This is a genomic window from Arcobacter roscoffensis, assembly GCF_024267655.1.
GTDB lineage: Bacteria > Campylobacterota > Campylobacteria > Campylobacterales > Arcobacteraceae > Arcobacter_B > Arcobacter_B roscoffensis.
Map to the genome: position 1 here is coordinate 75,689 of NZ_CP100595.1, position 21,983 is coordinate 97,671.

Sequence of the window (21,983 nt, forward strand, 5' to 3'; positions counted from 1 at the left end):
AGCTAACTATGGCAGAAATTAAAAAAATATTAATCGCTAATAGAGGTGAAATAGTTCAAAGAGCTATTAGAACTATTAGAGAGATGGGTAAAAAGTCTGTTGCTGTTTACTCTGCTGGAGATAAAAATGCTTCTTATTTAAAGCATGCAGATGAAGCAGTATGTATTGGTGGCGCTAAGTCATCTGATTCATATTTAAACATTCCTGCAATTATTACAGCAGCAGAAATGACTGGATGTGATGCAATTTTCCCAGGTTATGGTTTCTTATCTGAAAACCAAGACTTTGTAGAAATTTGTAAACTTCACGGTATTAAATTTATTGGTCCTTCTACTGATGTAATGGAAAAAATGGCTGATAAATCTAAAGCAAAAGAAGAAATGATTAGAGCTGGTGTTCCTGTTGTTCCTGGTTCTGATGGTGCAGTTCATACACTTGAAGAAGCTAGAAAAACAGCAGAAGAAATCGGTTATCCTATCATGGCTAAAGCATCTGCTGGTGGTGGTGGAAGAGGAATGAGACTTATTATGGATGAGTCTGAATTCGATCAATTATTCATGGCTGCATCTTCTGAAGCATTAGCTGCCTTTGGTGATGGTACAATGTACCTAGAGAGATTTATTAACAACCCAAGACATATTGAAGTTCAGGTTGTTGGAGATTCTCATGGAAATGCTATTCATATTGGTGAGAGAGATTGTTCATTACAAAGAAGACACCAAAAAGTTATTGAAGAGTCACCTGCAATTTTATTAAATGATGAAACAAGAGCTCATTTACATGATGTTGCTGTAAAAGCTACTAAATACTTAAAGTATGAAGGTGCTGGTACTTTTGAATTCTTAGCAGATGATAAACAAAACATTTACTTTATGGAAATGAATACTAGACTTCAAGTTGAACACCCTGTATCTGAAATGGTATCAGGAATTGACATTATTGAATTAATGATTAAAGTTGCAGAAGGTGAAGAATTACCTCCTCAAGAAAAAATCAAATTTAGAGGTCATGCTATTGAGGTTAGAATTACTGCTGAGGATCCAAACTCATTCTTACCTTGCCCTGGAAAAGTAAAACAATGGTTTGTTCCAGGTGGAAGAAATGTAAGAGTTGATTCTCATGTATATGCTGGTTATGTAGTACCACCATACTATGACTCAATGATTGGGAAACTAATTGTATGGGGAAGAGATAGAAATAAAGCTATTAACATTATGAAAAGAGCTTTAAATGAGTTTGAAGTAGAAGGAATTAAAACAACTATTCCTTTCCACCAAAAAATGATGGAAAATGAAGACTTTATCTCAAATAACTATGATACTAAATATCTTGAAGGTTATAAAAGCCTAGAAGACTTATAATAAAAAGAGGCTAATTTAGCCTCTTTTACTCTTAAAGCTTAAATTTATATAAAATTAAGTATAATGAATCCAAATTATACACATTTTATATACCCTATTAATTCTTTTGTACGAAAAGAATATTATAATAAACTGACTTACTCACAAAAAAACAACATATTTGTACAAATGTTTATGTTAAATTTTATTGAGAAGATAACTATATAATCCTGTGTATCAATTTTACAAATTATACTAAGGTAACGAATGACATTTAACGAATTTAATTTAAAAGAAGATTTACAAAAGGCGATAGACAGTGCTGGATTTCAAGAGCCAAGTCCTATTCAAGAGAAAGCAATTCCTGTTGTTTTAAGCGGTAAGGATATTGTAGGACAAGCTCAAACTGGTACTGGAAAAACAGCTGCATTTGGTCTTCCAATATTAAATATGATGAAGTGTGATGGTTCGGTTGAAGCAGTTATAATAGTTCCAACAAGAGAGCTTGCAATGCAAGTTTCTGATGAAATTTTTAGGTTTGGAAAATTTTTAGGTATTAATACAGCAACTGTTTATGGTGGACAATCATATTCAAGACAATTAAAGAACATTTCAAATGCAAGTGTTCTTATTGCAACACCAGGTAGATTTTTAGATTTATTAAGAGACAAGAAAATAAATATTAAACCATCTTACGTAGTTTTAGACGAAGCTGATGAGATGTTAGATATGGGATTCCTAGATGACATTAAAGAGATTTTCACTTTTATGCCTGATGCTAGACAAACAGTTCTTTTCTCTGCAACAATGCCTACGGCGATTAAAAATCTAGCTAAAACGATTTTAGTTGAGCCTGAGTTTATTACAATTACAAAGAAAGAAGTAACTAACTCAAAAATTACTCAAACATATTATGTAGTTGATGAGCATGAAAGAGATGATGCTTTAATCAGACTATTTGATTTTAAAAACCCAGATAAATCAATCATTTTTTGTAGAACAAAAAAAGAAGTTGATAGATTATCTACATTTTTAGTATCTTTAGGATACATGGCTAAGGGTCTTCATGGTGATATGGAGCAAAGACAAAGAGAAGAAGCTATTAGAGCTTTTAAAACATCTAAATTAGAAATCTTAATTGCAACAGATGTTGCAGCAAGAGGACTTGATGTAAGTGATGTAACTCACGTATTTAATTACCATTTACCATTTGATTCTGAGTCTTATGTACATAGAATTGGTAGAACTGGTAGAGCAGGAAAAGAAGGTATGGCAGTTTCAATTGTAACTCCACACGAATTTAGAATGCTTAAGAAAATTGAAAAAACTACAGGTTCTAAACTTGAAGCAAAACAAGTTCCTAATATCTCTTCTGTAAAAGAGAAAAAAGTTACTGATTTAAAACAAAAGATTACAAATCAAGATGTTAAAGATCACGCTTTACAACTTGTTGAAGACTTAAAAGAAGAGTTTGATATTTCAACTATTGCATTTAAATTAGCTTCAATGATTTCTGAATCTACTTATGTTAAAGGTAACAATAAGATAGGTAAATCAGAAAATGATATTGAAAGATTAATTGAAAGAGCTAAAAATAGTAGCGGTTCTGATAAAAGAGGCGGAAATAGAAACTCAAGAGGTGGACACAGAGGTGGATCAAGAAATGGTTCAAGAGGTGGAAGCAATGGAAGAAGAGATTCTAGAAATAGAGACTCAAGAGGTCCTAGAGGTGGAAGCTCAAGTGGTGGAAGCAGAAATAGAAGAAGAGATTAATCTCTTCTTTTATTAATTATAATAGCTTTTTAAAGCTTTCTTAGCTTTTTTGTAAGCTGCTTTTGTATCTTTACCAAATCCTCTAAATACACCATCTTTATTAAAAAACTCAATCATATCAAGCTTTTCTCTAGTTTTTACTTTTACTACTCTAAAAATATCAAACTCGTCTTGTATTTTTTCAATATTTGGAAGATCTTTCTTAGAAAGAATCGTAACTTTCATTTTATCTCCTTTATGTATTTTATCTATATTATATGACTATTATATATAAATAAAAAAAATTTGTCAAATGGAATGTAACATTGATAAATAAATTTTTTGAAGAAATTTGAAAAAAAATCAGGAATATAATATAGAGATATGTTGTAATATAGGTATTTTAGTCATAATAACTTTAAGTTTTCTTAAATGATAAGTAAGGAACTATCCATTAAAATATTAGTAAATTTAAGTTACAAAATGGTTACTAAAAGGGTTACATTGGACATTAAAACATATAACAAGCTTGACAAAGCTACAGATAAAACACTTCCTGGTTTTGCAAAAGTTTCATTGGCATTGCTATTCGTAGCATTAGTATTCTTGTGGTCTTATACATCTCATGGGGATGTTCCTAATAATACATTCTTGATTATTGGTGCAGTATTTGGTGCATATATGGCTATGAATATTGGTGCAAATGATGTTGCAAACAATGTTGGACCTGCTGTTGGTTCTAAAGCACTTACTTTGATGTGGGCTATTATAATAGCTGCTATCTTTGAAGCAATGGGAGCATTTATAGCTGGTGGTGATGTTGTAAAGACAATTAAAAAAGGAATTATCGATCCTGCTTTAATTGCTGATCCACAAATTTTTATCTGGGCAATGACTGCTGCATTGTTATCTGCTGCTTTATGGCTTAACTTTGCTACTTCTGTTGGAGCTCCTGTATCAACTACTCACTCTATTGTTGGTGGAGTTATGGGTGCTGGTATTGCTGCTGCTGGTTTTGCTATTGTTTCTTGGGGAACTATGGGTAAGATTGCTGCATCTTGGGTTATCTCTCCCGTACTAGGTGGTTTAATTGCTGCTGGATTCTTATATTTGATTAAAACCAAAATTGTTTTCAAAAAAGATATGATTAATTCTGCAAAAGTTGTTGTTCCTTATTTAATTGCAATTATGACTTGGGCATTTTCTACTTACTTAATTCTAAAAGGAATTAAAAAAATTATCAAATTAGATTTTATTACAGCTTCAATTATTGGTTTGATTATTGCTGCTATTATTTATTTTGTTGTAAAACCACTGATTGCAAAATCAGCAGACAAATTGTCTAATGATAGAGAATCAGTTAATAGTTTATTTACTATCCCTTTAATTTTTGCAGCTGCACTTCTTTCTTTTGCTCATGGTGCAAATGATGTTGCAAATGCAATTGGGCCATTAGCAGCTATTAATGATGCTATTATGAGTAATGGTATTAACTCTAAAGTAGATATTCCTTTATGGGTTATGGCTGTTGGTGCCCTTGGTATTGCTGTAGGTCTTGCTTTATTTGGTCCTAAGCTTATTAAGACAGTTGGTTCAGAAATTACTGAGCTTGATCAAATGAGAGCCTTTTCTATTGCTATGGCTGCTGCTATTACTGTTATTATTGCATCACAACTAGGTTTACCTGTATCTTCAACTCATATTGCAGTTGGTGGTGTATTTGGTGTTGGTTTTTTAAGAGAGTATTTAGATAACCATGAAACAAGAGCTTTTCAACAAATAAGAAAGAAGTTTAAAAAACATAAAAAAGAGCTAGATTCTATGACAACTGAGTTAGATGAGTTAGAAACAATTGAGAAAAAGTCTAAATCTGATTATGTAAGAATCGTTGAATTATACAAAGGTATAGAAGAAAAGCAAGAAGTTGTTAAACAAGAGAAAAAAGATGTAAAAGAAGCTAAAAGTACAAAATATGTAAAAAGAGATGCAGTTAAGAAAATCGTAGCTGCTTGGATTATTACAGTACCAGCTGCTGCAATGTTAAGTGCTGCAATCTTCTTTATGATTAAAGGTATTATGGGATAATTTATTATCCTGTAATAACCTCTTCAATAGAGTCTATTAAATCTTTGATTTCAATAGGCTTTCTAAGATACATAGTAAATAAACTCTTTGACTCATTTAGCATATTGTCATCATCTGAATATGCTGATACACCAATTATTGGTGTATTAAACTCACTAGAACTTCTAAGTTTTTTACACATTTGAATACCTGTTAAAATAGGCATATTTATATCTGTAACTATTGCATCTATACTATTTGAATGTTCACTAAATAAAGAAAGACCTTCTTGTCCATTTTCTGCAATGTGAACATTTCCAAATACAACATTTAAAAGGGAAGATGTTTGTTCTCTAATAAACTGATCATCTTCAATATATAAAACTGTTTTGTTTTTTAAATTTTCATACATTTAGAAAATATAGCTAAGATTATATTACATTATGATAAAATTCGAAAAAATAATTTAGGATATACTATCGAAGCACTAGTCTCTGTAGCAACTATATACATCTTTATTCTTATAGGATTTACTTTTAAACGTATTTTTAAAAATGAAGTAAATGAAAGAAGTTTTGTAATTTTAAACTTGTATTTTTTACAACCAATTCTTATTTTTTGGGGATTAACTAGAGCTCCTATAACTGAAGAGTTTATAATTTCACCACTTATATATTTCATTGCTATATTTATTACTATGGGAATAGCTTTTTTTTACTCTTTAAAGCTTTTTAGAAATGATTATCAAGATAAATCTATATTCATGGCATCAGCTCTTGTTGGAAATACTGGAAATCTTGGTATTCCTTTAGGAATTGCTTTATTTGGGGAGTCAAGTGTTCCTTATACTTCTATTTTAAATATTGCAAATATATTCTTTATTTATATTTTCTCTGTTTATTTTTTTGCAGGGGATAAGTTTAAATTTAGTGATGCTTTAAAAGAGATATTTAAAATACCTGCTATTTGGTTTGCTGTTGCTGCCTTGGCTTTTAACTATAATGGTTTTGAATTAAGTGATAATTTTGATAAAGTATTTACTATGGGCGCATATGCTGCTATTGTTATGCAACTTGTAATCTTTGGTATATTTATGTCACAAGTTAGAATAAAAACAGCAAATTGGAAGTTGTCATTAAATATCACACTTTTTAAGCATATAATTTTACCTATAGTTGGTTTATATGTTATTTTATTATTTAAAATGGATCCTTTTGTTTCTGCAATTATCTTTTTAGAGTTAATAGTGCCTCTTGCTGTGAATAATGTGAATTTATCAGCTTTATATAATTGTAAACCTATTGATACAACTTTTTCAGTATTAGTTAGCTCGTTTTTCTTTGTTGCTTTAATGTATTTTTATATTTTAATTATAAATAGTTTTTTTGGATTGTAATATGTGTGGAATTTTAGGAACAAATTTTTTAAACAATAATTTTGCTGCTTCTTTGAAGATGTTGAATAATAGAGGACCAGATTATCAAAATTCAATAAAAATTGAAGATAAGCAGTTTGGACATACAAGGCTTGCTATTATTGATTTAGAAGAAGAAGCAAATCAGCCTATGGTTTTTGATGATATAGTTTTAGTTTTTAATGGTGAGATTTATAACTATAAACAACTTATACTTGATGAGCAATTAGAGTGTAAGACAAAAAGTGATAGTGAAGTTCTAATAAGACTTTATCAAAAGTATGAATTTGATTTTTTAAATAAATTAAATGGTATGTTTGCTTTTACTCTTTATGATATAAAAAAGAATAGATATTTTTGTGCAAGGGATAGATACGGTAAAAAACCATTCTTTTATTACTTTAAAGATAAAAAGTTTATTTTCTCTTCTTCTATAAAATCAGTAGTAAACTTACTTGATAATAAACCAAAACTAAATAAAGTAGCTCTTTCAAAATATATGCAGTATTTTGTCTCTTTTGGTGAAGATACTTTCTTTCAAAATATTTTCAAGCTAGATGCAGCTACATATATGGTTTATGAGCCAGATAAAGCCAATGAGCTTAAAAAGAAGCGTTTCTACAAGATAAACACTTATAAAGCTGTAAAAGACGAAAATGAGGCTTTAGAGAAGATTGAAGAGCTTTTATTTAATTCTATTGAGTCAAGACTTACATCTGATGTAGAAGTTGCATCACTTTTGAGTGGTGGAATTGATAGTTCATTAGTATCAGCACTTTATACAAAAATCTCAGGAAAAAAAATAAATACTTTTTCTGTTGGATACAATGAGTATAAAAACTATTGTGAGTTAGATTATGCAAAGATTACAGCAGAACATATAGGTTCAAATCATAATCCAGTTGAGATATCTAAAAAAGACTTTATAGAGCATTTTGAAGATAGTTTAGATGCTTTAGAAGAGCCACATGGTGATTCTGCTGCCATTCCTTTAAATATATTAACTAAAAAAATTCATAAAAGTGGTATAAAAACTGTTTTATCAGGTGAAGGTAGTGATGAGATTTTTTTAGGTTATGATAATTATGCTAAGTTTTTAAAATATTATAGTTTTGAGAAAACTTTATCAAGTGATCAGAATGAATTTCTAGATGATATTATTGGTGCATTGCAAAACAATACTAAAGAGAGTGAGTATTTAAGAAGAATAGTTAAGAAGCAAAATCTTTATAACTCTTTTGGGGAAATATATACAGATATTCAAAAGAAGAGACTTTTTAAAAAAGTTCCAACTTTTAAAAATGAAAAAGCAAAAAAAGATCCAGTTGATTGGATGAGTTATATTGATTTAAAAATTTGGTTAGGTGAAGGATTACTTTCAAAAGTAGATAGAATTTCTATGAGAAACTCTTTGGAAGTTCGAACGCCATTTTTGGACTATAATCTCGTAAACTATATGTTTAGTATTCAATCAGATATTAAAGTTGGAAATACAAATAAATATTTATTAAAGAAAATTGCTTCAAAGTATATCCCTGAACAAATTATAAATAGAACAAAAAAAGGTTTTAACTCTCCTTTTAATGAATGGCTAAATCAAGAGTATGGAAACTCAATTTTAGAAACTATTCTTGATGTAAATAAACATACAAATCTATTTAATGATGAATATGTAAAACATATTTATGACTTATCAAAACAAAGAAAATTTAAACAGCATCTTTACTCATTATTTGTTTTTTCTTTATGGTACAAAAAAGAGTTTTTATCTTAAGATAAAAAATTGTAAAATCCAATGATATAAAAAAGAAAAGAGGATTTATGACAGTACTAATACCTGTTGATAATAAAAGTAGACATGAATGTACTATCGCATCTATTGAAGAGAATAAAGCTTGGGCTTTTATTACTTTAGATGAAGGTAAGATTTCAGATGTTGAATTTTATGATAGAAGAGAAGATATTTTAGAGTGGATTGATGCTGTTGTTGTAATAAATGATAAAGAGTATGTATGGCCTTTTATGGATGAAGGAATTATTGCTTTAATTGCTCCAACACAAAAAAGTATAGATGAAATTGTTGAAGCCTTTTTATTTAAAGACTTGCACGATTTTACTGTTTAATGAAATTTACAAAAAAAGAGCTAAATGCTCTTGAAAAGATTATTGCTTCTAGACGTGATGTTAGAGGCAATAGTTTTACTTCTAAGAAAATCTCCCAAAAAAAACTAAATAGAATTTTAAACGCTGCATTACATGCTCCATCTGTTGGATACTCTCAACCTTGGAGATTTGTTATTGTTGATGATAAACAAAAACATAAAGTATATAAACACTTTAAGAACTCATTTGATAAGAGTAAATTAAAATTTAGAGACAGACCTGTATATAACTCTTTAAAGCTTGAAGGTATAAAAGAATCAAATATAAATATTGCTGTGTATTACAAGAAACCTAAGAAAAATGTATTAGGACAAACATATATGAAAAGAACTGGAGAATATTCTGTTGTTTGTGCTATTTTAAATATGTGGCTAACTGCAAGAGCTATGAATATAGGTATGGGTTGGGTATCTATATTAAAGCCAAAAAAAGTAAATAAAATACTTGATATCAATAAAAAAGAGTATAAATTTATTGGATACTTATGTTTTGGCTATGTAAAAGAGTTTTATGATGAACCTGAATTTAAAACTATCAAGTGGAATAAAACTAATAAAATAAAAGACTGTATCTTATAAATAACTCATATTATCACATAAGCTAAATAATATTTCTATAAATATATAATTCAAAACAAATTTTATATATAGGAGTATTTATGAAAAAAATGATAGGAAAATTAGGTGTAACATCTGTAATACTTATTGCAATGTCAATGTCAGCACAGGCTAAAGAGAAAGTTTATAAATTAAAGATGGCTACAACATGGGGTAAAGCTGCTACTCCACTTATTGATACTGCACACAATCTATCTAAAATGGCAGAAGAGATGTCAAATGGAAGACTTTTAATTAGAGTTGATTCTTCAAATAAACATAAAGCGCCTTTAGGTGTTTTTGATATGGTAAAAGGTGGACAATATGACATGGGTCATACTGCTTCTTATTATTGGAAAGGTAAAGATATAAACACTTTACCATTTACTTCAATGCCTTTTGGTTTAACAGCACCTGAACAATATGCATGGTTTTATCACGGTGGTGGTTTAGAACTTATGCAGAAGGTTTATTCTAAGCATAATCTTTTATCTTTCCCTGGTGGAAATACTGGTGTTCAAATGGGTGGTTTCTTTAGAAAAGAAATTAAGACACTTGAAGACTTAAAAGGTCTTAAGATGAGGATTCCAGGATTTGCTGGAGAGGTTATGGCTAAACTTGGTATTCAAGTTACAAATATAGCTCCAGGTGAATTATATACAGCTTTAGATAGAAATACGATTGATGCACTTGAGTGGGTTGGTCCATCAATGGATATAAATATGGGATTTCATAAAATTGCTCCTTATTACTACACAGGTTGGCATGAGCCAGCATCAGAACTACAAGTTATTGTAAATAAAAGAAAGTTTAATAAACTACCAAAAGATTTACAAACTATTTTAACAACAGCTATTAGAGTTAGTGCTTATGATATGTATATTCACAACTATGATATGAATGCAACAGCATGGGCAAAAATGAAAAAAGAACAGCCTAATATTAAAGTTAAAACTTTCTCAAAAGAGATTATGGATGCTATGAAAAAAGCAAATCAAGAGTTAAGAAATGAGATGTCAGCTAAAAGCCCTTTATTAAAAGAGGTATTAGATTCACAAGATGCTTATATGAAAAAAGCTAGAGAGTGGACTAAAATGTCTGATTACTTATACTTAAAAGATAATTTATAATATCAATTTAAGAGCAGTTTTCTGCTCTTAAATATTAAAAACCTCCATTTGGATTAAATCCAAAATCATTACTATCAAAACTATCAAATCCCATACTATTGTCAAAATTATTCATATAAGGATTAGTATAACCTTTTTGTGAAGATATATTTTGTAATTGCATAATATCCATTTTAGGATCAATTCCTTGAGGACATACAAAAGTACAGGCACTACATAAAGTACAATCCCAAATACCATTTGCCTGAACACTATTTATAATCTCTTCATCTTGTGATTTTAAATCATTTTCATATCTAAGTGCTTTAGTTAATGCAAATGGCCCTAAGAACTCTTTATTTACCTCATACACAGGACAAGAACTATAGCAGGCATTACATAAAATACAATTACTTTGTGTATCTATTTTTAGTACATCTGCTTGAGATATATTTTTAGAAGCTGACTCTTTTATTCCTATATTTGTTTTTTTGATTAGCAATGTTTCATGTGAAACATCTACAACTAAATCTTTTATAACTCTTGAATTTTTAAGAGGTTCTACTAAATCACCCTCCTTTATATTTGTTCTACAAGCAAGTTTTTCTACTCCATTTACTCTTACTGTACATGAACCACAAACACCACTTTTACAACCACATCTATATGTTAAAGTTGGATCATCATTTGTTTTTATTTCTTCTAGGGCTTTTAAAAGATTTTCTTGTGATACTGTAAATTCAAAAGTTTTGAAATCATTAGTAGCTGTGCTGAGTCTATTAATTTTTAATTTCATTTTATATCCTCAAAATTTAAGTCTATTTGATCATTTTTATATGTAAGTATTGAAGGCTTTTCATAAAGTTTATTTGCTTTATTGAAGTCTTCTCTATAATGAGAACCCCTACTTTCTTTTCTTTTCATGGCACTAAAAATCAATGTTTTTGATACACAAATAGAGTTTTCTAATTCAAAATATTCAAGAAGGTTCTTGTTATATATACTTGATTTATCATCAATATGAATTGAATCAAGTGAAGCTTCAAGAGCTTCAAGCTCTTTACTTAATGATAATAAAGTCTCTTCCTCTCTAAATAAACCTGCCTTCTTAAACATCAAATCTCCTAGGGTATTTTTTGTTTTGTGTATAGAATAACTTGATTTATCTCTTTGTAGTAAAGTCTTTATTTTTGATTTATTTTGATTTATATATTTATTTATAGTCTCTTGATTTATAGTTTCAGTACTTAAATTTTTCGTGGCATTTATTCCTGCGATTTTTCCAAATGTAACTATTTCAAGTAGTGAATTTCCACCAAGTCTATTTGCCCCATGTATATCTGTTTGAGCACACTCTCCACATGCATAAAGTGATTTTATTGATGTATTTGTATTTATATCTGTTTTAATTCCACCCATACTATAATGAGCAGCTGGTGTAATAGGAAGTAGTTCTTTTGATATATCAATATTTGAAAATTCACTTGCAAGTCTCATCTCTTGAGGAATTAGCTCTTCAATTTTTTCTTTTTCTATATGTCTTAAATCAAGATATACTTTTTCTTTTTTTACTATTTTTTTAAATATTTCTCTTGAGATTTCATCTCTAGTTGAAAGTTCATCAATAAATCTATTTTCGTTTTCATCTAATAATAATCCACCCTCACCTCTAGCACTTTCACTTATAAGAATATTTGTATTTTCTAAAGTAGTTGGATGAAATTGTACAAACTCCATATTAGATAAATCCGCACCTGCTTTAAATGCTATAGCAATACCATCAGCAGTTGTAGATAAAGAGTTTGTTGTATGATTTTTATATATACCTGCATACCCACCTGTTGCTAATATAGTGCTTTTTGACATAAACTCTTTAACTTTACCATCAACTATATCATAGGCAATACAACCAAAACACTCATTATTTGACACTATTAGTTCTAGGACTTGATGTTCATTATAAAACTGTATATCATTTGATATACATTGATCATAAAGTGTATGAACTATCTTTAAGCCTGTATAGTCACTACTATAACAAGTACGTATTTTTTTAGTTCCACCAAATTTTCTTTGAGCTATTTTGTCATTTTTATTTCTATTAAAAGGAACACCTATGCTATCAAGCCACAAAATAGTATCTTTAGCATTTTTACACATATATTCAATATTTCTTTTATTTGAAATATTATATGAGCCTTTATATGTATCTTCAATATGCTGCTCTACGCTATCATCATCCTCATATAAAACGGCATTAATACCACCTTGAGCTTGAACTGTTTGTGAGTGAGTAGGAAGTGTTTTTGCTATAACAGCAACTTTTGCACCATTTTTTTTTGCATTCAATGCAGCTGTTAAACCCGAAGCCCCTGCTCCAATAATAATTACATCATATTGCATATTTATTCCCAAAAGTCTTTAAGTGCTTCTTGTTTTTTTATAGATTCATTCTTTTTATCTAGACTAATATCAAGTTGTTCAATTTGTGCTAAGGCATTTTCTAATTCATCACTACTTATCGCATCTTCTTTTGGTTGTTTCAAAACAGTAGGTTCACTTGAAGTATTTTGCTCTGTTCTTAATTCAGTAGTTTTCTTTTTTTCTTTTAATTTTTTATTCTCTTTTTTTAGTTTCTCATACTCTTCAATTATTGATTCATATCTATCAAAATCTAAAAGCATAAAACTTGGTTTACCATCTCTTAGTATTACAGCTTTTTCTATTTCTTCATCAGACAATTTATCAAAAACCATTTTACTTTTTCTAATTAATTCTGTAGATGAAAACATCTCTTTTGATGTGTATTGTAATAAGTTCATTATAACTCCTATACATATTATAGTATGTATTATAACACAAATTAAAATATTAGTTTTATAATTTATTTATCTTTATCATTAGTTAGATACTTACTTGAACAATAGTAACAATAGGTATTTGTTTATAAAAATTGTATTTATATTTGTTTTGATTTTGTTTTAATAGTTTTATATGTATTGTAGATTTTATATAAATTTAGAAAATAAATTAAATATATAAGATGTATTAATTTGTGTTTTTTAATACACCTTATATTATGTTTTTATTTATTTGAAAAGATTTGTTCAGCCCACTCCGTAATTGGCCCTCTAAGGACTTTTTCTAGTTTGATAGCAAATGTATTAACTAAACTATTCTCGTGCCTTGTAGCCTTTAATAGAGTTGTTAATGAGTTAGTATATTTATTAACATAGAAGTTATCTATTTGTTTATTAGAACCTAGTACTACAACCTTACATGAATTGTCTATTCTTGATAGAACCATTTGCATAGTTTTATTAGACATATTTTGAGCTTCATCTATTATTACAAAGGCATTAGATAATGTTCTACCTCTCATCTCACCTACCCACATAGTTTCAATACTATAGTTAGTAATTAACTGCTCTATTCTTGCACTTACTTCACTTTCATCTAGCTCTTGAATATTTTCTGGATTCTTTTTTGATTTTTTCTTTTTATAATCACTTCTTATTATATAGTCTAAACTATCCATAAGTGGATGATTATATATTTTAAATTTTTCTTCAAGTCCAGGTAAATATCCTACATCCTCACCCTTATCTAGTGATTCAACAGAGTTTCTTATATATATGATTCTTTGATAGTTTTTCTGTCTCACTAGTCTTAATGCTGCACTTAATGCAAGTAAAGTTTTACCTGAACCTGCTTTAGCTTCAACTATTAGTACATTGTAAAAGTGATTTAATAAAGCATTAGAAAAGAATAGTTGTTCTTTATTTAAAGGTGTAATTATTTGATTTCTTACATCACCTTCATCTAAAAGTCTAATTCTTTTGTTTTGAATTGTTGCTAAAATTACTTGATCTGATGATTTTATTTTAAAGCAATATGAATAATTATGGGCTTCGTGTTCTTTATCAAATTTTATGATTTCTTCATTATCAAGATATTCTTGTTGATTAAAGTCTATTGTAAGCTCTTTTACAAACTTATAATCAAACTCCCCTTTTTCAGATGCTGTTAATGAGTCAGTTTTTATATCAAGGGATATAGCTCTTGTTCTAGCCATTATATCAAGTGAAATAAACTCTATATCTTTTTGATAATATTCTTTTGCAAAACTTGCTACTTCTAAAATCTTTCTATCATTGATTATATTAAGTGATGTACTATTAGTTTTTACATCATAAGTGTCTTTTGAAATTACATCTATATTTGTATTTTCATTTATTGTAAGTCTTATAATCTTGTATTCATCTTGACTTTTTGAGAAGTTTATTTTAGAGTTTTCTAGAATTCTTGCAAACTCTCTTGCTTGAAAGTTTATCTCATCAAATCCACTTTTTTTAGTATCAATCTCATCTAATACTGTTTCAGGAAGTATTATAAGATTGGTTCCATCTTGCGATAATTTAAAGATATTATTTGCATCTTCAAGTAAGATATTTGTATCTAGAACATAGTATTTATCGAAAGACATTAGCTTTTATCCTTTTTAGGTTTCATTATCATATATCCGATAAAGGCAAATAAGGCGATTGTTCCTACTGTAAAGATTATAGATACTGATTTTGTAATAACATACCCTACTACTAAAATTGCAAGCATTGTAGGTATTTCATTATACATTCTAAAGAATTTTCCACTTTTTTTACAAGTGTCATTTTCAAGTTCTTTTCTATATTTCTCTAAAGAAAATGAATAAGCAATTAAAAAAGCTAAGACAGTTAGTTTTGCGTGCATCCAGCCACCTGAACTTAAAATTGAGCTATTAAGTCCTAACATTAATGCACCACTTGCTATTGTAGCCCACATAGCCGGAGCACCTATATATTTATAGATTTTATATTCTTGAATTTTCACTATTTCAACATACTCTTTTTTATCAGAGTTTTCAACATGATAAACAAATAGTCTTGGTAAATAAAATAGCATTGCCATCCATGACATAAATGCTACAACATGAAAAGTAAGTATCCAAGTATAATATTCCAAAATGATTCCTTCTATTTTATATTTTTGATTTTTTCTAACCAATCATTTAAGGTTTTTTCAAAACCTATATTTAAACTTTCATATAGTTCTAAGGGTTTATCTAGATATTGTTGTTCTACATATCCACCATAATCATGAGGATATTTATATCCTACATGTTGTGAATCTAAATGCTTTGGTATTTCTAGTATTCTACCATTTTTAACTTCACTAAGGGCTTTATTTATCGCTTTATATGCACTATTTGACTTAGGAGAGCTTGCTAGGTAAATAATACATTGACCCAATATTATCCTTGATTCTGGATAGCCTATTTTATTGCAAGCTTGCATTGTACTTACTGCTAAATTTAAAGCATTGGGATTTGCATTCCCTATATCTTCACTAGCAAAAATCACAAGTCTTCTTGTAATAAAGTCTACACTCTCCCCTCCATTTATTAGTCTTGCCAAGTAGTATAGTGCTGCATCTACATTTGATCCTCTAATAGATTTTATCATAGCACTTGCTAAGTCATAGTGAGTATCAGAAGATGATACTCCATCCCCTATTACATTCTCTCTTAACTCTTTTAGTAAAGATACATCAATATTTTTTGATACTTTATATGAAAAGTTTAAAAGTGTAAGCATAGCTCGAGCATCACCACTACTAGATATCATTAGATACTCTTTAGCTTCATTTGATAAGTTTATATCCACTTCATTTGTAGCAATTAAAAGTATTCTTTCCATTTCAATTTTTGTAAATGCTTTAAATTCATAAAGAAAAGATCGTGATCTTATTGCATTTGTAAGAGTAAAAAATGGATTTTCAGTACTAGCACCAATAATAATAGCATCATAGTTTTCCATTATTGGAAGTAAAACTTCTTGTTGGTTTTTTGATAATCTATGTACTTCATCTATAAAAACTAAGGGTTTAATCAAAGCATTTTTATATCTATCAAATACTTTCCTTAAGTCTTCAACCTTTATAGATGTAGCATTGAAATAGTAATAATCAGTGTTTATTTCTTTTGCAATAATTTTTGCTAGTGTAGTTTTTCCAGTTCCAGGTTTTCCATAAAAAAATAAGTGGGGTATATCTTTTTTCTTGATAAGTTTATAGAGGGCTTTGTCTTTTGATATTATATGAGATTGACCAACAAAAGTTTCTAAACTTGTTGGTCTTAGTTTATTTGCTAGATCTGTCATCTTCGTTTAAAAAATGTCTTAGGTTTCTATACTCATCTCTTGTTAAGAATCTTGATTTTCCAGTTGGTAGGTTATTTAGTGATACTCCACCAAATTCTAATCTTTTTAAATCTAAAACATCTAATCCAAAGTGTCCAAAGAATCTTCTTAATTCTCTATTTTTTCCTTCATTAATTACTACTTTAATTCTAGAAAAATTTGATTCATTTCTTTGAATATCATAAGCTAAGAAAGGTTTAAAAGTCATTTCTTTAATTTTTGAGTTTTTGTGTGCCCCAAGACTTGCATCTTCAAGTTCTAAACCATTTTGCATAGCATCTTCAACTTGTTTGCTGATTTCACCATTTACTTTGATTTTATATACTCTTTCAAGATTAGAATGTACTAGTGCATTTAAGGCTTCTACAGAGTCCGTTAAAAGCAATAAACCTTCACTGGCATAGTCAAGTCTACCTACAGGTAAAAAGTGTTTATATTTCTTCCCTAATGAATCAAAAATAGTTTTTCTTCCTTGTGGATCATTTTTAGAAACAATCTCACCTTTTGGTTTATTATAAACTATTGCTGTGATTAATTTATCTTTTTCATGTTTAACATTTTGCTTACCAATTTGAACTTTATCACTTGGTAAAACTTTTGTAGCTAAGTTACTTATAACTTTGCCATTAACTTTAACTTTACCCTCTTCTATTAGCTTATCAGCTTCTCTTCTTGAAAAGTTACTATTATGAGATATAAACTTGTTAAGTCTTACAGGTTCAGTAGATTCTTCTTTCGTACTGATCCAGTTATTGTTTTCTTTCATTATTTTATTCCTGCTTCAATTAGGTCATGTATATGTAATACACCTACAAGCTCATCATTCTCTTGAGTAACTACTAATAGTTGAATTTTGTAATCTTCAATAATAGATAATGCATCACTAGCTAATAAGTTCTTGTTTTTTAATGTTCTAGGATTTAGCGTTGCTATGTCTTCTACATTACAATCTAAACTAAAACTTTCATTCATTAGAGCTCTTCTTAAGTCACCATCACTTAATAAACCTATAACCTTGTTATTATCTATGATAATAACATTTCCAAGTCTTCCTTCACTCATTACAACAATTGCATCTTTTAGTTTAGTTTCACGTGAAACTATTGGAAGATTTTCTTTTCTTAGTAAGTCATCAACTTTTACAAAAAGTTTTTTCCCTAAGCTACCACCTGGATGAAATGATGCAAAGTCTTCTTTTTTAAAGTCTCTTTTTTTCATAAGACATACTGCAAGTGCATCACCCATTGCCATTGTCAATGTAGTTGACGATGTAGGTGCTGTATCAAGTGGACATGCTTCTTTTTCAACACTGATATTTATAAAAATATCTGAGTATTTAGCTAAAGTAGAGTTTTCATTTTTTGCCATAGCAATTAAAGGAATATTAAATCTCTTTAAATGAGGAAGAATTTGTACAAGCTCTTCACTCTCTCCACTATAAGAAATTCCAAGAACGATATCATTTTCACCTATCATTCCTAAATCCCCATGCATAGCTTCTGTTGGATGTAAAAAGAATGATGAAGTTCCTGTACTAGCAAGTGTAGCAGCAATTTTTGAACCTACAAGTCCTGATTTACCAACACCTGTAATAATTAGTTTACCTTTTGAGTTGATTATCATATCAACGGCTTTATCAATATCAAAAGATAGATTAGCTGCTGCTTTTTCTATCTCTTTTGCTTCTGTTAATAAAACATCTTTAATAATCTCATTAAAATTCATATTGCCCTACTCCTTATTATTATTGTACAAATATTGTTGGAACAATCATAGGATATTTTTTGTATTTTCTAATACAGTGTTTTCTTACAACTTTTCTTAATTCATCTTCTAAAACTCTAGTATTTTTGAAAATACCTGGCTTTGCATTTACTAAGAATGTATTTAATAAGTCTTCAATCTCTTTTGCAAAGAATCTATCTTGTTTATCAGGAACAAGACCAAATGAAGCTACTTTTGGTTTTTGTGCTAAAGTTCTGTCATTTTCATTGATTTGTGCAACAATCATAACAACACCCTCGTTTGCCATTGTTTGTCTATCAATTACAATATCATCAGAGATTTTGTGGTTTAGTTGATTATCAATATAAACCTTACCTGTTTTAACAGATTTCACTTTTTTAAGATATTTAGGTGATACTTCAACTTGTTCACCATCACTCATAATATATAAGTTTCTTTCTAAAATACCACAATCAATACCTGTTTGACCATGTTTAAGTGCATGGTTATACTCACCATGTACTGGCATAAAGAATTTTGGTTTAACAAGTCTTAACATTAATTTTTGCTCTTCTTGTGCAGCATGACCTGAAACATGAATATCTGCATAATCTTGATAAGCAACTTTTGCACCAGCTTTTAATAAGTGGTTGATAATTCCAGATACACTTCCTTCATTTCCAGGAATTGCTTTAGCTGATAAAATAATTTGATCAGTTGGCTTAATCTTAATATGTCTATGTTCATGAATAGCCATTCTATAAAGTGCTGACATAGATTCACCCTGAGAACCAGTAGTAACAATAAGTACTTCATCATCTTTATATTTATTTACTTCATGTGGATCAATAAATTGATCTTTAGGGAATTTGATATAACCTAAGCTCATTGCTAAATCAAGGTTTTTCTCCATTGATCTTCCAATAACACAAATTTTTCTATTGTATTTTAAACCCTTCTCAATTGCTTGAGAAACTCTATGGATATTTGAAGAGAATGTAGACATAATAACTCTTCCTTTTGCACCTGCAAAAATTCTCTCAAATGTAGGCCCTACAGTTTTTTCAGTTTTTGTAAATCCTGGTGAGTGTGAGTTAGTTGAATCTGATGTTAATAATAAAACACCCTTCTCCCCATAATGAGCTAATCTATGTATATCAGTTGGATATCCATCAATTGGTGTATGGTCAATTTTAAAGTCACCTGTATGTATTATAGTTCCAGCTTCAGTTGTAACAGCGATACATGATGAATCAATAATAGAGTGAGTAATATGCATCCATTCTACTTCAAAGTCCCCTATTTTGATAGGTGTTCTTTTTTGAATAGCTCTAAATAATTTTCTATGTTCTCTCATTTTATGTTCATCAAATTTTGAACCAATCATTTCTAATGGTAATGATGTTCCATAAACAGGGAATTGCATCTCTTTAAATAAATATGGCATTGCACCAATATGATCTTCATGACCATGAGTAATAACAATACCAGCAATCTTATCTTTAATTTGTCTAATATAAGTAAAATCAGGTATTAAAATATCAACACCGTGCATATCATCATCAGGGAAACTCATACCAACATCAATAATAATTGCAGACTTATCAGTCTCCATTACCATCATATTTCCACCAATTTCACCTAGTCCTCCAAGAGGAGTAATTCTAACTTTGGCACTAGTATTTAGATTTAATTTATAGTGTGGATTTAATCTATCTTTTTGAATTTTTTCATTAATTGCATGTGCTTTTTTAAGATCATTTACCCAACCCTGACCTTTTAATGGCTGTTTAGGCCTAGGCTTTCTTTTTTTGTTTTGTGGATTTGGTTTTCTTTGTTCTTTTTTTTCTTCTTGATTTTTAGGAGCAGATGTGTTTTCTTCTGATTTAGTTTCTTCAGTTTTAGTTTCTTCTTTTGCTACAACAGTCTCTTCTTGTTTAGTTTCTTCTTGCTTAGTCTCTTCCATTTTTAACCTTTGTATACATTTGGCTATACAAAGATGAACTAACTTCATGAGGTCTTATATTAGAATCTATTTCTAGCTCTTCATATATAGAAGATAGAGTTTGTTTGTCAAATACTGATGATAGATTTTTAGAAAGTTTTTTTCTTGGTTGTGTAAAACAAGATTTTAAAAACTTTTTAAATTCCTTATCAATAGATTTACTCATATCTTTTTTTATATAAAGTATAGAAGACATAACTTTTGGTGGAGGATCAAATGATTCAGGAGGTACATCAAATAGTATCCTTGACTCACTTGATAAAAGCTCGCTTATAATTCCTAAAGATGAATATTCTTTATCATTTACTTTTGAAGTAAATTTTAAAGCAACCTCTTTTTGAATCATTACCATGATATGTTCACAGTTGTTATCTTCTAATGCTCTTAATATAATATTTGTCGCAATATAGTATGGTAAGTTTGCAATCATGTCATATTTACCATCTTTCAGGGTTCCTTGCTTATCCCAAGCCTCTAAAACGTCAGTGTGGATCAGTTTTAGTTTCCCCTGCTCTATTTGCTCTTTAAATTTCGATTCTAAAATACCAATTAAATCGGTATCTACTTCATAAGCAGTTGTATCTTTGTACTTGACTAAGTATTTAGTCAAATCACCTAATCCAGGCCCAATTTCTACAATATCATTACTGTTGTTGGGCATCGATTGGATGATCTTTCCTAAAATCGATGAATCTATTAAAAAATTTTGTCCGTATTTTTTCTTTGCTTTTACTTTTTCCATTATTCCGAAGAGTATATCTGTTTTTAACTTACAATTAGATAAGATAATTACTAGTTATAGTAAAGGAATTTATTTGAGTAATTTTGCAAAAAGAATAATACCATGTTTGGATGTTGATAACGGAAGAGTAGTAAAAGGTGTAAACTTTGTAGGTTTAAGAGATGCAGGTGATCCTGTAGAAGTAGCTAAAAGGTACAACAATGAAGGTGCTGATGAGATTACATTTTTAGATATTACAGCAAGTCATGAAAATAGAGGAACTATAGTTGATATAGTAAAAGAAGTAGCAAAAGAGGTTTTTATTCCTTTAACAGTTGGTGGAGGAATTAGAAAATTAGATGATATTTATAAACTTTTAAATGTTGGTTGTGATAAAGTTTCAATCAATTCTTCAGCTGTTACAAATCCTGATTTTATTAATGAAGGTGCTAAAAGATTTGGTTCTCAGTGTATTGTAGTTGCAATTGATGTTAAAAAAGTAGAAGATGGCTCTTATCATGTTTTTGTAAAGGGTGGTAGAGAAGATACTGGAATTGACGCATTGCAATGGGCTAAAGAGGTTTATGATAGAGGTGCTGGTGAAATCCTATTAACTTCTATGGATACAGATGGAGCTAAAACAGGTTTTGAACTTAATATTACAAAACAAGTATCATCATTAGTTGATATTCCTGTTATTGCAAGTGGTGGAGCTGGAACTATGGAACATATGAAAGAAGCATTTGATCATGGAGCTAGTGCTGCATTGGCTGCATCAATTTTCCATTTTAAAGAGATTGATATTATGGATTTAAAAAGATATTTAAGACAGAACAATATTCCCGTAAGGATTTAATT

General features: G+C 29.2%; 21 protein-coding genes. 9 read left to right on the top strand and 12 right to left on the bottom strand.

What is annotated here, in order from left to right; genetic code table 11:
- Window positions 1-8 precede the first annotated feature (8 nt).
- Both NJU99_RS00415 and NJU99_RS00420 read left to right on the top strand, forming a co-directional pair.
- Window positions 9-1,361 (top strand): acetyl-CoA carboxylase biotin carboxylase subunit, encoded by a 1,353-nt coding sequence (locus NJU99_RS00415; protein WP_254576767.1) that lies wholly within the window; start codon window positions 9-11, stop codon window positions 1,359-1,361.
- Window positions 1,362-1,607: 246 nt separating this feature from the next.
- Window positions 1,608-3,113: a DEAD/DEAH box helicase gene (locus tag NJU99_RS00420; RefSeq protein ID WP_254576768.1), complete on the top strand. Its 1,506-nt coding sequence runs from the start codon at window positions 1,608-1,610 to the stop codon at window positions 3,111-3,113.
- A 12-nt stretch (window positions 3,114-3,125) separates the two neighbouring features.
- Here the strand turns inward: NJU99_RS00420 and NJU99_RS00425 are convergent, their stop codons facing one another.
- The gene (locus NJU99_RS00425; protein WP_254576769.1) at window positions 3,126-3,338 is read right to left on the bottom strand and encodes a hypothetical protein; all 213 of its coding nucleotides are present in this window, start codon (window positions 3,336-3,338) and stop codon (window positions 3,126-3,128) included.
- A gap of 237 nt (window positions 3,339-3,575) precedes the next feature.
- Between NJU99_RS00425 and NJU99_RS00430 the strand changes: the two genes are divergently transcribed.
- Window positions 3,576-5,177 (top strand): inorganic phosphate transporter, encoded by a 1,602-nt coding sequence (locus tag NJU99_RS00430; protein ID WP_254576770.1) that lies wholly within the window; start codon window positions 3,576-3,578, stop codon window positions 5,175-5,177.
- 4 nt (window positions 5,178-5,181) lie between these two features.
- Here NJU99_RS00430 and NJU99_RS00435 read toward each other — a convergent pair whose 3' ends face one another.
- The gene (locus NJU99_RS00435) at window positions 5,182-5,568 is read right to left on the bottom strand and encodes a response regulator (protein WP_254576771.1); all 387 of its coding nucleotides are present in this window, start codon (window positions 5,566-5,568) and stop codon (window positions 5,182-5,184) included.
- 66 nt (window positions 5,569-5,634) lie between these two features.
- Between NJU99_RS00435 and NJU99_RS00440 the strand changes: the two genes are divergently transcribed.
- The 5 genes from NJU99_RS00440 to NJU99_RS00460 all read left to right on the top strand — a co-directional run bounded on the left by NJU99_RS00440 (window position 5,635) and on the right by NJU99_RS00460 (window position 10,459).
- On the top strand, window positions 5,635-6,552 hold the full coding sequence (locus NJU99_RS00440; protein ID WP_283256453.1) for an AEC family transporter: 918 nt from the start codon (window positions 5,635-5,637) through the stop codon (window positions 6,550-6,552).
- A 1-nt stretch (window position 6,553) separates the two neighbouring features.
- Complete coding sequence (gene asnB, locus NJU99_RS00445) at window positions 6,554-8,344, top strand: asparagine synthase (glutamine-hydrolyzing) (protein ID WP_254576772.1); 1,791 nt, start codon at window positions 6,554-6,556, stop codon at window positions 8,342-8,344.
- A 47-nt stretch (window positions 8,345-8,391) separates the two neighbouring features.
- Entirely contained in the window at window positions 8,392-8,694 is a 303-nt protein-coding gene (locus NJU99_RS00450) for a hypothetical protein (RefSeq protein ID WP_254576773.1), read from the top strand.
- On the top strand, window positions 8,694-9,311 hold the full coding sequence (gene bluB, locus NJU99_RS00455) for a 5,6-dimethylbenzimidazole synthase (protein ID WP_254576774.1): 618 nt from the start codon (window positions 8,694-8,696) through the stop codon (window positions 9,309-9,311). Before NJU99_RS00450 ends, bluB begins: the two co-directional genes overlap by 1 nt.
- 80 nt (window positions 9,312-9,391) lie before the next feature.
- The gene (locus tag NJU99_RS00460) at window positions 9,392-10,459 is read left to right on the top strand and encodes a TRAP transporter substrate-binding protein (RefSeq protein WP_254576775.1); all 1,068 of its coding nucleotides are present in this window, start codon (window positions 9,392-9,394) and stop codon (window positions 10,457-10,459) included.
- A 34-nt stretch (window positions 10,460-10,493) separates the two neighbouring features.
- Here NJU99_RS00460 and NJU99_RS00465 read toward each other — a convergent pair whose 3' ends face one another.
- From NJU99_RS00465 to rsmA, 10 genes are all read right to left on the bottom strand, one after another.
- Entirely contained in the window at window positions 10,494-11,234 is a 741-nt protein-coding gene (locus NJU99_RS00465) for a succinate dehydrogenase/fumarate reductase iron-sulfur subunit (protein ID WP_254576776.1), read from the bottom strand.
- Window positions 11,231-12,841, bottom strand: a complete 1,611-nt coding sequence (locus tag NJU99_RS00470; RefSeq protein WP_254576777.1) for an FAD-dependent oxidoreductase — start codon at window positions 12,839-12,841, stop codon at window positions 11,231-11,233. Before NJU99_RS00470 ends, NJU99_RS00465 begins: the two co-directional genes overlap by 4 nt.
- Window positions 12,842-12,843: 2 nt before the next feature.
- Entirely contained in the window at window positions 12,844-13,260 is a 417-nt protein-coding gene (locus NJU99_RS00475; RefSeq protein WP_254576778.1) for a hypothetical protein, read from the bottom strand.
- A gap of 263 nt (window positions 13,261-13,523) precedes the next feature.
- A complete protein-coding gene (locus NJU99_RS00480) occupies window positions 13,524-14,924 on the bottom strand; it encodes a PhoH family protein (protein ID WP_254576779.1) in 1,401 nt (466 codons plus the stop codon).
- Complete coding sequence (gene hemJ / locus NJU99_RS00485; protein ID WP_254576780.1) at window positions 14,924-15,439, bottom strand: protoporphyrinogen oxidase HemJ; 516 nt, start codon at window positions 15,437-15,439, stop codon at window positions 14,924-14,926. The genes NJU99_RS00480 and hemJ overlap by 1 nt, the downstream gene beginning before the upstream one ends.
- A gap of 11 nt (window positions 15,440-15,450) precedes the next feature.
- Window positions 15,451-16,635, bottom strand: coding sequence for a replication-associated recombination protein A (locus NJU99_RS00490; RefSeq protein WP_254576781.1), 1,185 nt, complete (start codon window positions 16,633-16,635; stop codon window positions 15,451-15,453).
- A complete protein-coding gene (locus NJU99_RS00495) occupies window positions 16,616-17,440 on the bottom strand; it encodes a pseudouridine synthase (RefSeq protein WP_254576782.1) in 825 nt (274 codons plus the stop codon). The genes NJU99_RS00490 and NJU99_RS00495 overlap by 20 nt, the downstream gene beginning before the upstream one ends.
- Complete coding sequence (locus NJU99_RS00500) at window positions 17,440-18,399, bottom strand: KpsF/GutQ family sugar-phosphate isomerase (RefSeq protein ID WP_254576783.1); 960 nt, start codon at window positions 18,397-18,399, stop codon at window positions 17,440-17,442. Before NJU99_RS00500 ends, NJU99_RS00495 begins: the two co-directional genes overlap by 1 nt.
- 19 nt (window positions 18,400-18,418) lie before the next feature.
- The gene (locus NJU99_RS00505; RefSeq protein WP_254576784.1) at window positions 18,419-20,365 is read right to left on the bottom strand and encodes a ribonuclease J; all 1,947 of its coding nucleotides are present in this window, start codon (window positions 20,363-20,365) and stop codon (window positions 18,419-18,421) included.
- Window positions 20,352-21,146, bottom strand: a complete 795-nt coding sequence (gene rsmA, locus NJU99_RS00510) for a 16S rRNA (adenine(1518)-N(6)/adenine(1519)-N(6))-dimethyltransferase RsmA (RefSeq protein ID WP_254576785.1) — start codon at window positions 21,144-21,146, stop codon at window positions 20,352-20,354. The genes NJU99_RS00505 and rsmA overlap by 14 nt, the downstream gene beginning before the upstream one ends.
- Window positions 21,147-21,219: 73 nt before the next feature.
- Here rsmA and hisF point away from each other — a divergent pair, with 73 nt between their 5' ends.
- Window positions 21,220-21,981 (top strand): imidazole glycerol phosphate synthase subunit HisF, encoded by a 762-nt coding sequence (gene hisF, locus NJU99_RS00515; RefSeq protein WP_254576786.1) that lies wholly within the window; start codon window positions 21,220-21,222, stop codon window positions 21,979-21,981.
- The last annotated feature ends 2 nt before the right edge of the window (window positions 21,982-21,983 follow it).

Coding starts and splice junctions, on each gene's coding strand:
- NJU99_RS00500 (WP_254576783.1), bottom strand. CDS start 18,399: ATGAATTTTAATGAGATTATTAAAGATGTTTTATTAACAGAAGCAAAA.
- NJU99_RS00495 (WP_254576782.1), bottom strand. CDS start 17,440: ATGAAAGAAAACAATAACTGGATCAGTACGAAAGAAGAATCTACTGAA.
- NJU99_RS00505 (WP_254576784.1), bottom strand. CDS start 20,365: ATGGAAGAGACTAAGCAAGAAGAAACTAAACAAGAAGAGACTGTTGTA.
- NJU99_RS00415 (WP_254576767.1), top strand. CDS start 9: ATGGCAGAAATTAAAAAAATATTAATCGCTAATAGAGGTGAAATAGTT.
- NJU99_RS00450 (WP_254576773.1), top strand. CDS start 8,392: ATGACAGTACTAATACCTGTTGATAATAAAAGTAGACATGAATGTACT.
- asnB (WP_254576772.1), top strand. CDS start 6,554: ATGTGTGGAATTTTAGGAACAAATTTTTTAAACAATAATTTTGCTGCT.
- NJU99_RS00460 (WP_254576775.1), top strand. CDS start 9,392: ATGAAAAAAATGATAGGAAAATTAGGTGTAACATCTGTAATACTTATT.
- NJU99_RS00420 (WP_254576768.1), top strand. CDS start 1,608: ATGACATTTAACGAATTTAATTTAAAAGAAGATTTACAAAAGGCGATA.
- NJU99_RS00435 (WP_254576771.1), bottom strand. CDS start 5,568: ATGTATGAAAATTTAAAAAACAAAACAGTTTTATATATTGAAGATGAT.
- NJU99_RS00465 (WP_254576776.1), bottom strand. CDS start 11,234: ATGAAATTAAAAATTAATAGACTCAGCACAGCTACTAATGATTTCAAA.
- NJU99_RS00490 (WP_254576781.1), bottom strand. CDS start 16,635: ATGACAGATCTAGCAAATAAACTAAGACCAACAAGTTTAGAAACTTTT.
- NJU99_RS00470 (WP_254576777.1), bottom strand. CDS start 12,841: ATGCAATATGATGTAATTATTATTGGAGCAGGGGCTTCGGGTTTAACA.
- bluB (WP_254576774.1), top strand. CDS start 8,694: ATGAAATTTACAAAAAAAGAGCTAAATGCTCTTGAAAAGATTATTGCT.
- NJU99_RS00425 (WP_254576769.1), bottom strand. CDS start 3,338: ATGAAAGTTACGATTCTTTCTAAGAAAGATCTTCCAAATATTGAAAAA.
- NJU99_RS00475 (WP_254576778.1), bottom strand. CDS start 13,260: ATGAACTTATTACAATACACATCAAAAGAGATGTTTTCATCTACAGAA.
- NJU99_RS00430 (WP_254576770.1), top strand. CDS start 3,576: ATGGTTACTAAAAGGGTTACATTGGACATTAAAACATATAACAAGCTT.
- rsmA (WP_254576785.1), bottom strand. CDS start 21,146: ATGGAAAAAGTAAAAGCAAAGAAAAAATACGGACAAAATTTTTTAATA.
- NJU99_RS00480 (WP_254576779.1), bottom strand. CDS start 14,924: ATGTCTTTCGATAAATACTATGTTCTAGATACAAATATCTTACTTGAA.